The organism is Nocardia sp. NPDC052001 (genome assembly GCF_040680615.1).
Lineage (GTDB): Bacteria > Actinomycetota > Actinomycetes > Mycobacteriales > Mycobacteriaceae > Nocardia.
In genome coordinates this window covers 36,412-50,303 of sequence record NZ_JBFAXC010000018.1, presented here as the reverse complement: position 1 = coordinate 50,303, position 13,892 = coordinate 36,412, and the positions used below count along the sequence as shown (strand labels likewise).

The window sequence follows — 13,892 nt, the reverse complement described above, 5'->3', positions numbered from 1 at the left end:
GTTGAATGGCGGTGCGATTCTCGAGTAATCTCCGACGCATGGCCAGGCGTTCGCCGCGGGCACGGTCGCCGCGACCGCGCCGAAAATCATTGAGATCCCAGAAGCCGAATGATTCGGAAGGGTGCTGTCCGCATCTCATCGAGCGCGTCGGGTCGGGTCGCCCCGGCGGTCGGCTGCGCCGCCGCACGGTGTGGATGTTCTGGATACTGTTCGCGCTCTTCGTCTTTCCCGGTCTGATCGGTGTGGCGGCGAGTGCGAGCGGTACCGGAACCGAATCGGGCAACCGCGGTGGCGGAATCGACGGGCTGAGTTGGATGAATGTCCGTGACTCCGATGGGGTGCCACTGGCCGACTACTCCTTCGTCACCGATCACGGGGGCGTGCTCGATCCGGCGGCCACCGTGGTGTGGACCCTGCTCGGACTGGAGTTCATCGGCTACATGGTCATCGTCATCAGCGCGATCTGGCTGATCGGGTATGCCCTGAGTTTCCAATGGTTGAGCCTGTTCTCGACAGCGCTGCACGGTATCGCGCGCACCTTCACCCAGACCGTGGCGACACCGATGATGTTGGTGACCGCCGCCACCGTCGGCGCGTTCTGCGTCGGCTGGTTCGTCCTGCGCGGCTATCACGCCAAAGCGACCACGCAGGTGGTGACCATGCTGATGGTCGCGATCCTCGGGCCGATGTTCCTGGCCGACCCGCTCGCCGAGGTGCTCGCACCGGACGGGCTGCTGGCACAGGGACGAGACCTCGGCATCTCCGTGGCGGCCGGGCTCAATGGCGACGCCAACCCCGACCCGGCGCGGCTCATCGCATCCCTGCAGGGCAACCTGGCGGATAATTTCGCGCGAAGTCCCCTGCAAGTATGGAACTTCGGGCATGTGGTCGACGGTTCGGCAGCGTGCAAGACGGTCTGGTCCAAAGGGGTCTCGGCCGGTGACGACAGCCGAGTTCGCAAGGGGCTGCGCGATTGTGGCGACACGGCGGCGGCAGCGCGAGCCGATGATCCGACCATGGGTCAGGTGGGCACCGGTTTGATCCTGCTCATCTGCGGCACCCTACTGCTGTTGTTCGCGGTGTTCCTGTCGGTGCGGGTCATCAAAGCGGCGCTGGATTCGATCTATCAGGGGTTCGTGACGATCCTGGGCTTCGCGGCGGGCGGCTTCATCTACGGTCCGACCCAGAACTTCCTGGTGCGCAGCATGGTTCACGGTTTCGTCGCCGCGGCGCGGATGACGCTGTACGTGATCTTCCTGAGCTTCTACATGGTGTTCATCGGCAATATCTTCGAACAATCCCGAGGCCATGTGATGGCGGTGCTGGTGACCGCGGGACTGGTCGAGGTCATCGCGCTCTCGCAGCTCAAACATCTGAGCCGCAGTATCGGCAAGGGCAACGACTGGATCGCGAACCGATTCGCGCTGGCGATCCAGAATGGTATGCCCCGCACAGCGGGCGGCGGCGGTTCCGGCGGTGGCACCGCACTCGGTCTCGGCATGGGAACCATGCACGCGAGCGGCTCCGGCGGCATTGGGCTGATTCCCAAGCTCGCGATGCTCAACACCCTCAATGCCTCACCGGCGGCGGCCTGGGTGGCGGGCGGCGTAGTGAACCCCATGAATCCCCTGTCGCGACGCCGTCGAAAGATGGACAAGGAGAATATGGCCGCCTCGCCGATGAGCCTGGAGACGCACGAGTGGAACAAGTCCGCGCGCGATAACTGGATTCACAAGGCCGGGCTGCGCTCGGACGGCACCAACGGCCCCAAGACCGATCTGCAGGTCGCCAATATCCTGGACGGGTTGTACGACAGCAAGGCACCCGACGCCATGCTGATCCCCGCCATGCTCTGGGCGGGTGCGACACATCAGCAGGTGATCAATGCCGAACGTGCGCTGGCCGCGCAGAAGGCCAGCATGATGGTCGATCCGATCGGTGTGCCCGCGGTGCAGAAGGCGGTCGCGGCGACCTTCGGTGTCCACAACCATCTCAGGGACGGAGATCCCAAGAGCGCCATCGCAAGTCAAGCCGTGGTGGCGGCGGACAACTTCGCCCGGCACGCGCTGGCACCGGTCAACCCGGTGGACGACAACGATCCGTTCGTGCGGTGGGTCATGCATGGGGCCTCACTGGATCAACTGGCCGCGATCACGCCCGCGCAATGGCGATCGGCCGGGGTGGACAAACGTCTGCACATCGGCAACCAACTCGCGTTGCGGCACCAGACACTGGCCCACGCGTACTCGGACGCATTGACCAATCCGGCATCGACCGCCGCTCAAATCGACCGCATCCGAATGGAGTTCGTGAACTCGGGGTTCCGGATCTCCACGCTGCACACCGCGAATCAGCTCTCACCCTGGCATCACGCCTGACGACGCTCCGCCGGCCGGTGGCTCAGCTCCACCGGCTGGCGGCGTAACTCGACGGGAGCGCGATGATGCGGACGTTGAGACCGGTGCGGGGCGCTTCGACGCACTGCCCGTTGCCGATGTACATCATGACGTGTGTCGGGCTGCCACCGTTGTACTGCCCGGCGGGGAAGATCAGATCCCCGGGACGAATATCGGCGGGATTCACCTTGGGCAACTGGCGATATTGATCCTGCGAGACACGGGGGATGTTCACGCCCGCCGCGCGAGCCGCGTATTGCATCAGGCCCGAGCAGTCGAACGAGTTAGGCCCTTCCGCACCCCACACGTACGGTTTGCCGATCTGAGCGGTAGCCACCGCGATCACCTTCTGCACGGCCGCCGATACCCCGCTCGCTGTCGGCATGGTGCCCTTGTAGTTCTGTCCGGCGATGTTGTAGAGGTACTGGTCGGTCAGGCTGTTGATGGCCGCCGCGGTATCGGATGAGTTGACCTGGCTGGCACCGGCCAGCTTGATTCCTTCGCGCAGCGCGATGGTCAAGATGTCGTGCACCTTCTGCGCACCCGCCGGGGTGTACGCCGCCGACCCGATCTTGATCAATGCCAGATCGAGCTCCTTGATCAACGAGTTCAACGCCGCCTTGTCGATGCCGTGGGTTCCCGCCAGACCCGCGAGATATCCCGCGAGTTGATTGTCGAGATTGTTGAAAGCGATTGCGGCGGTGCGCTGATAGAGCTGCACCGCGGACAGGGCCGCGGCCCCTTTGCCGTTTCCCGCGCTGGTTCCGCCGCCCGGCTGGACGCCGGTACCGGCCGGTTTCGTTCCCGGGGTCGACGCGCCGTCCGACTTACCATAGGTGGCACGCAGCCGCTCGAGTGCGTCGATGGCGGATTGTGCCTGCGGTGACAGTGTGGATTGCGATCCACCTCCCGAGCTCGCGACGGGCTGTCCGGAATTGGTTGTGCCCGAGCCATTTTGCTGCGACCCTCCGCCCGATCCCGACCCGCCGCCCCCTCCCCCGAGCAGGGAGGACAACAGCATCGGAAGCATGGCCAGCCCGGAGGCGAGGGCGGGTGCCGCCGAGGCGAGCCCCGAGAGATCGGAATCGGAATCGCGACGGTCATCATGATCGCGCTCACCCGAATCCGAGTGCACCCGAGCGGAATCCGGACGCGGCGCGGCCGCACCGGCGGGGTCCGCACCGGCAGGCGGGCGTACGTCGACCGCGCCCGGCTGCCCTGCGGCGGGCGGCGGCGCACCGGTGGGTGCCGCCGGCGCTCCGGGCGTTGGCCGTGCGGCTCCCGCGGTTGCCTGCGCATCGATCGCGGCTGGGCGGGGCGGGCCGGCGGTGGTGGTGGTCGCGCCGGAGGGTTGAGGAGCGCCGGTCCCGGGACCACCGGCCGTCGTCACAGGTGGCAAGGCCCTGACCGGCGGCAGACGCCGGGTCCACGGGATAGCCGGGCCGGGCGGGGATTCGCGCTCGGCCACAATGGATTCGGACTCCGGGGAAGCTTCGGGCACCTCGGTCACACCGCTGCTCCGAGCACCCGTTTCACGCGCACGTCCCAACTCCTCGGCATCGTCATCTGCGCCATCGAACCTGTATCCGGATCCGAACCGAACACCAGTGCCGGTCCGGCCGAACTCTGCCCGTACCCGATCACCACGCCCACCCGGGTCGGCATGTTACCGCGATAGTCCCAGAACACAAGGTCGCCTGGGGATTCCGCGCCACCGGCCACGAGTTGACCGCAAAGGCTCTGGGCCGCAAGACTATCCGGAAGAACCAGTGCCGTCTTCGCACTGGCGGACGGACACTGATCGGGATTTCGGCCGGAGCGCGCGCCCAGCAACGTCGTGACGTCGGTATCGGCCAAAGGTCGGCAGTACCCCGTCGTCGTCGCGGTCGAGGCGAGGTGCAGAACTGCCGCCGTCACCGCGGCGGGCTCGACCGATGCCCGGTTGCTCGAACTCCGATTCACTAGCGCGGCAAGGATTTCGCCAGCACACTGTGCGGTCGCTCCGGTAGCGGGCTCACTCAGTGGCGTGCCCTGGTAGACGGCGGTCCGCATCGCGGAAGCGCACGCGCGCTGGCGATCCGATACCGAGGGGTCATCGGACGCGAATGTCAACCGCGCGTATGGGTTCTCGGTGGGAGTCGGCGTCGGCGCGGGATTCGCGGTAACCGGCACCCGCTCACTGGTGCGCACGGCCGATGTCGCGGTGGACGAGGCGTTCGGGATCGCCACATCACATTGATGCTCGAAATCCGACGCGACCGCGGTATCGATTCCACCGAGTACCAGCACCAGGAAGACGAGCACCAGCGCGAGCAAAGCCACCGGAATCCCGAGAGCCAGAACGAGTTTCATTGGAGCAAATCCCCGACTCTGCGCATCCTGGACCAATCTCCCACCGGCGCATGCGTACTCGGGGGTGCCAGCTGCTTCCACGGGGAGTGCATGTCGAGCGGAGTTCTGCGGTCGGTGTTCTGTGCTGCGGCCAGGTGAGCACGAGCAGCACGCATAAGGGCGGGATCCGCCGGATTGGCAATGAGTTCGTTGACCGATGTGTAGATATTCTTGGCATGCTCGTTGCCGATCCAAGCCCACATTCGCTGGGCATCATCAGCGGTGATGCCCTCTCGTTGTAGCTCGTCCACCAGAGCCGCATGTGCGGGATTGACCGATTCCTCTTTCGCGATCCTGGAAAGCGCGGCGAGACGGGCGGAGGACTGATCGCCGTTCATGTACGCGCGCACGAATCGCTGCTGAGCACCATCGGCTGCGCCGCCGTCCAAGGTCACGCCACCTTCGTTGGCTCGGCGGAACCGATACGCTGCCGCCTGTAGTGTTGCCAGATCTGCGGCCACATCGGCGGGGTTGCCGTGCGACTTCAGCGACGACCCACCGCGCACCAGACGATCCGAGGTGTTCTTCACCCGAGCCATTGCCGAGACCGCACCTGCCAAACGCTCATCAGACAGTTTGTAGTCCCCCGCGTTGCCGCTGATAATTCCCCACGAGTCGATTGCTCGGTGCACGAGCTCGACGTCCGTGAACCCCGCGCCCTGCAACGCACCGTTCAACGCGTCGATGCCCGCCCCCCGGTCGACCACGTGCTGGATTGCGGCTGCCGCACCGAGAGCGGTATCGATGCCACCGTGCCGCACCGCCGCCTCGCGGGCGGCGTCGGCCCACATCTGCCGGTTGAGCATGGATTGGACGTTCCAGCCCATTGGGCCGCCCAGACCCGGCACCGCCGCCGCGCCCCAGTTCGCGATCGACGCGGCCGTCTCCAATTTCGAGAACGGCAGTGCGGGATTTCGCCGCCGCAACGCCAGCGCGGTGACCGGCGAGCCACCGATCACGGCGGCCGCGCCGAGGGTCTTGAGAATCCCCAAGCCATGGCGTTGCGCACCGGCGGTTCCCATTCCGAGCGCGGCACCGCCGCTTCCCCCGGGTGATTGTGTCGCACCGTGCAAGGTTTGCGAGAACCGGTTGGCCACCCAGTCGTTGCCTCGGTCCAGGCTGGCGTCCAGTCGTTTCATCTGGGTGATGGCGATGATCTCGAGGATCGCGCCCATGACGAAGACCGCCATCACCTGGCCCTGCGCATGCTGGAAGATATCGCCCAGGAAAAGCACGTAGACGCCGAGGAAGATCACTTGGACGGCCATTCGCAATGAGGCGAACAGCGCGTGCACGACGCTACGCACCAGGAAGGTCTGGGTCGGGCCGTATACGAATCCGCCTGCGGCGAAACCGAATATGGCCAAGAACCCGTGGTAGACCGAGTCCAGCGCAGATCGGACGATCTTGACCGCGAGCACGGCCCCGAAGGCCAGCATCAGTGTCCCCGAGATCAGGATCAGCAGGCCCGCGCCGAACTGTCCGGCGGTCGGTTCCTTCGCCGCCGCCCACGCGTCACCGTCACCACAGGAACGGATCGCGTTCTTGATTCGATCGTCGTCACCGGTGCCGACGGAGTTGGTCCAGGCGGTCTTACAAGCCGGCCGATCGTCGATCACGTGCCCGAAGTTCCATACCTGCAGTGGCTTTCGCGCGAAATTATCGGCCAGTTGTTCCTGCATCGACGCGACGATCGCATTGGGCTGCGGGCTGCTGTTCCCGTTCAGACCCGCCGCGACCGTGATGCCCAAATCGCGGCCCTGAGTCAGCCAGCCATCCGAGTCCAGAATCTCCGCCAGCGGCTCGGCCAGGAACAGCGGACCCAGCACCGCGACCATGAGCATGGTCACCACCTGCATGACGGCCTTGGCGTGAAAACCGCGAATCACGAACCACGCCACACAGAAAGCGCCCAGCGTCGCAGCCGTGATGAGCACGATCGGAATGCTGACCTGGTTGGTGAAGCCCTCCGCGATCGCACGCAGCGGTGCGGCGAACAGATCCATCCACCGGAAACTGAGCACATAGCCGATCAGCCAGATACCGGTGACGACGATGACCAGCCAGCCCGCGAACTCCAGGCTGATCGCCGTCGCCATCGCGGTGTTGAAGGGATGCAGGATGCCGACGGCGTCGGTGTTGAAGGCGAAGTTGTACCTGGACAGGCTCACCCCGGACGAATCGCGCACATTCATCCAGCTCAGCGCGCCATTGCCCGCCGACATGGTCCCGGACTCGCTCTGTGCCATCGCCACCGCGCCGATACAGCCCGGAATGACGGTGAGCCCCAGAATGATTCCGATCGTCACCACCGCACGATGGCGTCGCCGGGACGCGCGCACCCAGGCGCCGATTCGGCGTATGACAACCCCGAGGTGCCAGTGTCGCAGCTCCCACGCCTGCCGGGACTGCCGGCGCTGAGAGCTGCGAACACGTTGTGCGGCACCTTTGTTCACGAATTCATCCGCCCCTGAGCGAGCGCGACCTTGGCGGTGCCCGGTGTACTGGTGATGGCGGCGGCCCGCTCGGGCCGTGCCGGTCCGAGGATCTTGCCGCGCCCGATGCGGTTGAGTGCGTCGCGCATGAACATCTCACCGCGCCGCTCTTCGGGGACCTGGCGGCCCGCACCGACCGGTGGTGAGGTGTCCTCGCGCAGAATCTGCAGCAGGTAGGGCGCTTCCTCCAGATCCACCCCGAGCCATTCCAAGCTGTTGCGGGCAAGGGTCTCGTCACGCTGACGGAACACGAAGCGGTTCGGGATGAGATTGTGTGCCGCACCCTGGAAGTCGGTGGCGGGATCGTGCGAGGCGAGCCCGATCGCGGCGAGGTGTTTACGGCCGTCACGACTGAAGTCCGAGGTGACCGCGGCACCGACCTGGGTTTGGGTGAAATGGTGTGCCTCATCGCCGATGAGCAGTCCGAAGCGGCCGTTGTCACGGAGAAACGCCTCGCGCGCGGCGACACCCACGAGTTCGTACAGTGCGGTGCCGAGCCGTTTGGTCAGCGGAAGGCGGTTGTACAGGTGCGGAGTGGTGAGTTCCTCGGCCGAGGGCAATGCCACCTGGTGACTGCGAATCACGGTGGCGGCCGCGTCCAATCGCAGCGGGGGCAGTTTCGGGTTGAACAACACCGGCACCCGCTCGGCGACCGTGCCCAGCCGGGAGGCGAGATCCGCGTATTCGTCACCGATTCCCGGGCTGTCGCGCAGTCGCAACACCACCTGGAACAGATCCACCAGCGACCGAATCCCGTGCTCGGCGATACCGCGCGGGGTGAGCAGGGTACTGGCCGCCGCGCCCGCGCCGGAGGTCGGCGACAGATCCAGCAGCGGCAGAATCGAATCGAGTGTGCGCTCACCCGCGATGCGCGGATCGAACAGACGCAGAGGATCAAGGGAGACAGAGGGATTCGCCAGATCGATCACCACCGCGTCGTCGATAGCGGAGGCGAAATGTTCCCACTCCCCCACCTGACTTCGATCGATGGCCAGGAACTGCCCGCCCATGTCATTGACCAGTGCCGCAATGAGTTTGAGCAGATACGACTTACCCGAACCGAGTTCACCGGTCACGGCGAATGAGGCCGACAGATCGTGCAGCGCGGCTTCCATGATGCCGAAATGGATGGGCTCGAAATGGCCGGACATCAGGTTCACCCCGATCACCGGACCGCTGTCGTCACCGATCTGGCTGCTGGTGAACGGCACGAAACCGGCCCACATATCCGAGGGCACGATATGGGCGAAATCGTCGTACGCCCGCCGATGCGGACTGCCCGGCACCATCATCGACCACAGATCCACCTGCGCACCGAGTGGTGCGGTGAGCTCGACCTGGAATCGACGATAGCGGCGTTTGAGCAGATTCACCGCATCCATGGTCGCTTCCCGCGAGGCTCCGCCGATCGCGATGACGGTCGTGAAAGACACCTCGGACTCCGCGCCGTTGACCTCGAAGTGGTTGTTGTACTCCCCCAGCATCTGAGCCTTGGACATCAGCGTGTTCTGCGCGAACGACACCTCCTGATCGCGCTGATCCATCTGCTCGCCCAGACGGCGCAGGTTCGTCTCGTTGTTCTTGAGGACCTGGTCCGCAGGCCGGGTCGATACCCGGATGCCCCAGTCGACGGTGACATCACCGACGCCCTCGATGACATTGAGGAATTCGCTGCCGCCGGGAAAGGTCATGCCCGCGTACGGAAATGAGTGCGGTGTGAGCATCGCCTGGTAGGAGGGGCGGAACTCGAAATCGGGCTGCACCACCTTGATCACCGGAACAAAGGAAGGCCGCAATCGACGACCGTTATCGGCCTGAGCGCCCTCGTCCAGGGCCGCAGACCGGAAGACCGCGGCCGTCACGTCATCGAGCGCTCCTACTCTGGTGGGCGCCACCGGATCTCCGGCCGCGCCCCGGGAAAGATAGTGCTCCCACAACCATTGGAACAGCGCCGCGGGCACCGGGACCGGATCGAAATCCCCGCCGATGCGGGACAGGATCTCGGCCGCCTTCTCCTCGTATCCTTCGAGATCCGCACGGGTTACCCCCGACACATCCGCCGTCCCGCCACCCCGCCACACCCGTGCCAGCGACGACATTCCCGGGCTGGTGGAGCCAACCGGCATGGACAGCAGGAAGATTCGCGTCTGCGGCCCGATCGCGCGGACCCGCTCGTAGGCGGCGACGACCTCGATCGCGTACGCCTCGGACTCGTCGAGATCGACGCCCTCGACCATTTTGCTGAGCACATCGAGGGTATTGAGCCCGGCCTGAATGCCCAGCAGCAGTGACCCGTTCGGCAGGCTGTTGATCAGCGCGTGGTGCGCAGCCTTGACATCGAATTTGTCACTGGCCTTGCGCAATCCGTAGCCGAGCGGATTGATGAAGTAGGTCGCCGTGACCAGTCCGGCCTGCGTGAACTGAAGGTTCCCGCGAATCGCCACGGTTGGCTGCAGATCGCGATCGAAGGCCATCAGACACGTCCACCGGGTAGTAGCGCACGGCCGCCGTCGATCGCGGCGAGCAAACTGCCGCCCGCGCCGAGATTCGGGACCGGCTGCTGCGCCGCACGACGGGGCTCCACGACCCGTGTATCCGGGAAGATCACCACCACGGACTCCTCGATGAACAGGGTGTGCCGCGCGGAGTCCGCGTCGATCGGCATTCCGGAGGCGGACACGGGCTTTCGGTGGATCAGCAGCCGTCCGATCCACAGCGCACGCGAGGTCAACCGGACACCGGTGTACGGGATCAGACCGAGCGCGAACACGCATCCGACGGTCACCACCAGTCCGGCCACGAAGGTGCCCGCCGGATTGATCGGAAAGCTCATCGCGCACACCGCGGTGATCGCCAGCAGTCCGGCCGCCGCCGCGATCTGCGGCAACGTGTATGGGCCGAACGGCAACTTCTGCCCGTTCTGCGCCTTGCCGATCACCGTCGGCACCCGCTTGACCGGAGTGAAGACCTTGATGACCGAACTCATCGGCCGTATCGCCCGATCGGATAGTCCTGCACGACGGTGCCGGAATCGACACGGGCGTAGTTGATGATCGTCGGCAGAATCCAGAACAGCACCGCCGCCACGATCGCCGACCCGGTGACAGCGAAGACCTTGCCGGGGGAGAGCTTGTTCTTGGTGGCCTCGGAGATGAGGATGCCCATGCTGGCGATGGTCAGGATGATCAGACCGAGCCAACGGAAGACGAGCAGCACCCCGTAGAGAATGTTGCCGAGCTGAGTGCCCATGCTGGGAGTCCTTTCCCGATCAGTTCTGGGTTGCCTGCGGCACCTGCGCCGCACTCGCCGGCCCTTTGGCCGTGGTCGTTGTGGTCGCGGTACCCCCGACGCCGACCGAGGGGTCGGATCCGGCGGTGAGTGGAAGATGCAGTGCGGGAACCGAATCCACGGACTTGACCTGCCACTGCCCGGCTTCGCGGATCATCGTCAGCGGATAGCCCAGCGTCGGGCTGGCCGCGCCGTCGAGCTTCGGATTCACCGAAACCAATACGCGGGCAGCCGATCCGTTCGCACCACACGACGAATTGTCGGCGTTGACCGTGGCGGTGTCCGCCGAGGTGAACGGGGCTGGACGCAGCGCGGCGATCCCCGAACCGGGGGTGGTGTAGCGGGCGATATCACCGGTGCCGGTCAGCAGCGCCTGCAGGAATCCGGCGGCGACCTGGGCCAGCGGGGTATCGGCGGCGCAGGTCGAGCCGTAGTTCAACGCCAATTCCGGTCCATGACCGGGTGGTTCGATCGCCGCGGGCAGCGACAGCGCCCGCATCCGGCCCTCGACCATCGCCACCGAGACCTGATAGCACTGGCGTGAATCGTCGGCCGCCGCACCGATCTTGCGGGTGAGACGGACCGAGACGGTCACACCCCAGACATCCACTCCCCCGCTGGTGAGCTCGCGACTGACATAGACCACGTTCGGGTCGCTGACCTGCCGTCCGGTGGTCGGCAGCGTCGCCTGCTGGGCGCTGCCGACGAATTCCTGGATTCGATCCTGTTGTCCGGCAGCCGCACTCAGATAAGTGACAATGAAATCGCGCGCGAAGGATTCCGCGAGTTGCGATCTGCCGATCAGCGATACCGTCGAGTTTTCCGACGGACCCGGGGGCGGATCGGAGAACGCGTCGATTATCGCGTGCCCGCCGCCGAAAACCGCCAGTACCGCGAGTATTACGACGACCACATTGTCCCGGCGGCGCCGGGCGGCCATCCGGCGGAGCAGCGCTTCACCGGAATCTGCCCGTCTACCACTCGTTACGCTCACAATTGAAATGGTAGAGAGCAAGCGCCGCAACGTTACTCGGCGGTACTCCCATTTCTGGGAATGAATTCAGGCGTGTGCTTTTCGCCCCTTTCGGCCGGTCAGCCGGTAGCGCAATTGTTCGTCGTAGCCGATCGGCACTCCGGCCAGCGGTATTCCGGCCGTATCGCATAGCGGCTCGGGCACCGGGGAACAGTCTCCGGCACAAACGAATTGCACAATTGCCAGCGGCCGACTGGTGTATCCGGGATAGGGATAGACCAGCAACGAACTGGCGGTGTACCCACCGCGGTAGTCCAGGGTGCGGACCGTCGCCCCGGCGGTATAGCCGGCCCGAACCTGCTTGCCAAGCTCGACCAGTTGCTCCCGATCGGCCGGGTGGAAGACATCGCCGGGGCGGAAGAGATAGTCCCATCGGATCCACGGGGCCGGATCGGTCAGCCAGTGCGCGATACCCGCATGCTCGAGATGCATCACGGCCAGCGAGGTGCCCGCGCGCCGGTGCGCCTCGCGCAGACCGATGTTCTCCAGTGTGGGCCGATGAGTGACCGGCTGATCGGAGGTGACATCCTCGATCAACCACCACGCGCCCCGCGCACGTTCGTCATCGCGACCCCGAATCGTGAAGCGCCACCGGCCCGCTCGGCCTGTGGCGCTGGTGACGTTGGCGTCGAATTGCAGTTTGGTTCCGGCCTTGGCCTCGTACAGCATGTCCAGCACCTCGGCGTGGCGGTCGAATCCCGAGATGCGTTGGAACAGTTCGGCGATGGACAGTCTGGGGACATACTCTTCGGCCGAGAGGCCGGTCAGCTCGGTGATGCCGCTGGGCACCGCGATCGTCTGGGATTCCAGATCCCAGATGGCCCCGGCCGCCGCTGGCGCGGGTGGCGCGGCCTCGGCGGCCGGACCCATCCAGAGCTGCACACCGTGGACATCACCGGCGGGCCCGAGTACCGGTCGCGCCCACAGTGCGTGCGGGCCTGATCGGCTCGGGACGGTGAGCTTGAAATCGGTGGCTCGCTGGCGAACGGCGTGGACGGCGTCAGTGATACCGGCGGGCGTCAGTCCCTGGTACAGCGCGGGTGTTTTGGTCAACTGCCGCTGCAGAACTCGCTGCCAGGCGGCGAAGTCGCGGGCCGAACTTCCGACCGAGGCCACGGTCAAGGCCTCGGTGCTCAGGGTCTCCGCCGACATCCAGGGAATGGCTGTGCCACTTCGCATTTCGCCCGCCTGCCCCGGCCTCGACTCAGGATTCGAAGATCCAGGAGATAATCCCACTCGTTCAATGTACCGTTATATAGCGGCACACTCAATGGGAAGTTCGCACCGACAGTTCGTCCCGCACAAGGTTAACCCCGCAGTAGCTTGTGGGCGGGGCGCTTGGCCGCGCCCCGCCCGGCGGTCACGATGACCTGTCGCCGACCATGGCCAGGACGCCCGCGCCCGCCAGCACCCCGAGATCGCCCAGCGCCGAAGGCACCACTCGCAATCCGGCGAGATAGCCGAGCCTGGCATGCTCCGCGACCGCCTCACCCAGCGGTTTCCACAGCGCGGGGCCGGCCGCCGCCATGGTGCCGCCGACGATAACAAGATCCAGGTCCAGCAGCGCGGCAGTCGATGAAATACCTTTACCCAGAGCCGTTCCCGCGCGTCCCAGGGCGGCGATCGCAACGCCGTCGCCCTCCTGCGCGGCGGTCAGCAGCGCCGGCAGGGAATCCCCGGACCAGCCCTGCCCACGCGCCCACGCCCGGATCGCCGCACCGCCCGCGACCGCCTGCACACAGCCGTGCCCACCGCATTCACAGCGCTCGTCGAAGCCGGGCACCAGAGTGTGCGCGATGCTGCCGGCATTGCCCGTGCGGCCAACCACAGCGAACCCGCCGACGGTCATGCCACCACTGATCTGCTCGGAAGCCGAGATGGCCAGGGAGTCCATCACGCCCTGGGCGCCACCGAACGTGCGCTCGGCCAGGGCCAGACAGACTCCGTCCAGCGCCACGCTCACATTCGCCTTGGGAAAGACCTTGCGGGCGGCCTCCACAATCGCGAAACCTGTTCGCCACTGCGGGATCTCGGTCGAGGCGACCACCCCCGCGGCCATATCCACCGGCCCGGAGCAGGCAATTCCCAGGGCCGTGACCTGGGTGCCGGCGGCCACCTCGAGCAGCAGCTCGCGGCAGCTGTCCCAAGGCGCACCGGACGGCATCGGGATACGCCGGATCCCGTCCTCACCGACATCCTCGGCGACCTGTCCGGCCGCGAAACCGGCCGCGCCCACTTCCAAAGCCAGCACTGTCATGACTTACCAACTATCACAGGGGTTTCCAATCG

10 protein-coding genes are annotated in these 13,892 nt (G+C 65.7%); 1 reads left to right on the top strand and 9 read right to left on the bottom strand.

Annotation, left to right across the window (positions count from 1 at the left end):
- Positions 1 to 194 precede the first annotated feature (194 nt).
- Complete coding sequence (locus tag AB0L82_RS40935) at positions 195 to 2,378, top strand: hypothetical protein (protein ID WP_364649978.1); 2,184 nt, start codon at positions 195 to 197, stop codon at positions 2,376 to 2,378.
- Positions 2,379 to 2,400: 22 nt separating this feature from the next.
- Here the strand turns inward: AB0L82_RS40935 and AB0L82_RS40930 are convergent, their stop codons facing one another.
- From AB0L82_RS40930 to AB0L82_RS40890, 9 genes are all read right to left on the bottom strand, one after another.
- On the bottom strand, positions 2,401 to 3,906 hold the full coding sequence (locus tag AB0L82_RS40930; protein WP_364649975.1) for an NlpC/P60 family protein: 1,506 nt from the start codon (positions 3,904 to 3,906) through the stop codon (positions 2,401 to 2,403).
- Positions 3,903 to 4,748 (bottom strand): hypothetical protein, encoded by an 846-nt coding sequence (locus AB0L82_RS40925; protein ID WP_364649972.1) that lies wholly within the window; start codon positions 4,746 to 4,748, stop codon positions 3,903 to 3,905. The genes AB0L82_RS40930 and AB0L82_RS40925 overlap by 4 nt, the downstream gene beginning before the upstream one ends.
- On the bottom strand, positions 4,745 to 7,096 hold the full coding sequence (locus AB0L82_RS40920) for a hypothetical protein (RefSeq protein ID WP_364649969.1): 2,352 nt from the start codon (positions 7,094 to 7,096) through the stop codon (positions 4,745 to 4,747). The genes AB0L82_RS40925 and AB0L82_RS40920 overlap by 4 nt, the downstream gene beginning before the upstream one ends.
- 143 nt (positions 7,097 to 7,239) lie before the next feature.
- Positions 7,240 to 9,756 (bottom strand): ATP-binding protein, encoded by a 2,517-nt coding sequence (locus AB0L82_RS40915; protein WP_364649966.1) that lies wholly within the window; start codon positions 9,754 to 9,756, stop codon positions 7,240 to 7,242.
- Positions 9,756 to 10,268: a hypothetical protein gene (locus AB0L82_RS40910; RefSeq protein WP_364649963.1), complete on the bottom strand. Its 513-nt coding sequence runs from the start codon at positions 10,266 to 10,268 to the stop codon at positions 9,756 to 9,758. The genes AB0L82_RS40915 and AB0L82_RS40910 overlap by 1 nt, the downstream gene beginning before the upstream one ends.
- Positions 10,265 to 10,531: a hypothetical protein gene (locus AB0L82_RS40905; RefSeq protein WP_364649960.1), complete on the bottom strand. Its 267-nt coding sequence runs from the start codon at positions 10,529 to 10,531 to the stop codon at positions 10,265 to 10,267. Before AB0L82_RS40905 ends, AB0L82_RS40910 begins: the two co-directional genes overlap by 4 nt.
- 19 nt (positions 10,532 to 10,550) lie before the next feature.
- Positions 10,551 to 11,564, bottom strand: coding sequence for a conjugal transfer protein (locus AB0L82_RS40900; protein WP_364649957.1), 1,014 nt, complete (start codon positions 11,562 to 11,564; stop codon positions 10,551 to 10,553).
- 66 nt (positions 11,565 to 11,630) lie between these two features.
- Positions 11,631 to 12,782, bottom strand: a complete 1,152-nt coding sequence (locus tag AB0L82_RS40895) for a GAF domain-containing protein (protein ID WP_364649954.1) — start codon at positions 12,780 to 12,782, stop codon at positions 11,631 to 11,633.
- 181 nt (positions 12,783 to 12,963) lie between these two features.
- Positions 12,964 to 13,860, bottom strand: a complete 897-nt coding sequence (locus tag AB0L82_RS40890) for an ROK family protein (protein WP_364649951.1) — start codon at positions 13,858 to 13,860, stop codon at positions 12,964 to 12,966.
- Positions 13,861 to 13,892: the final 32 nt, after the last annotated feature.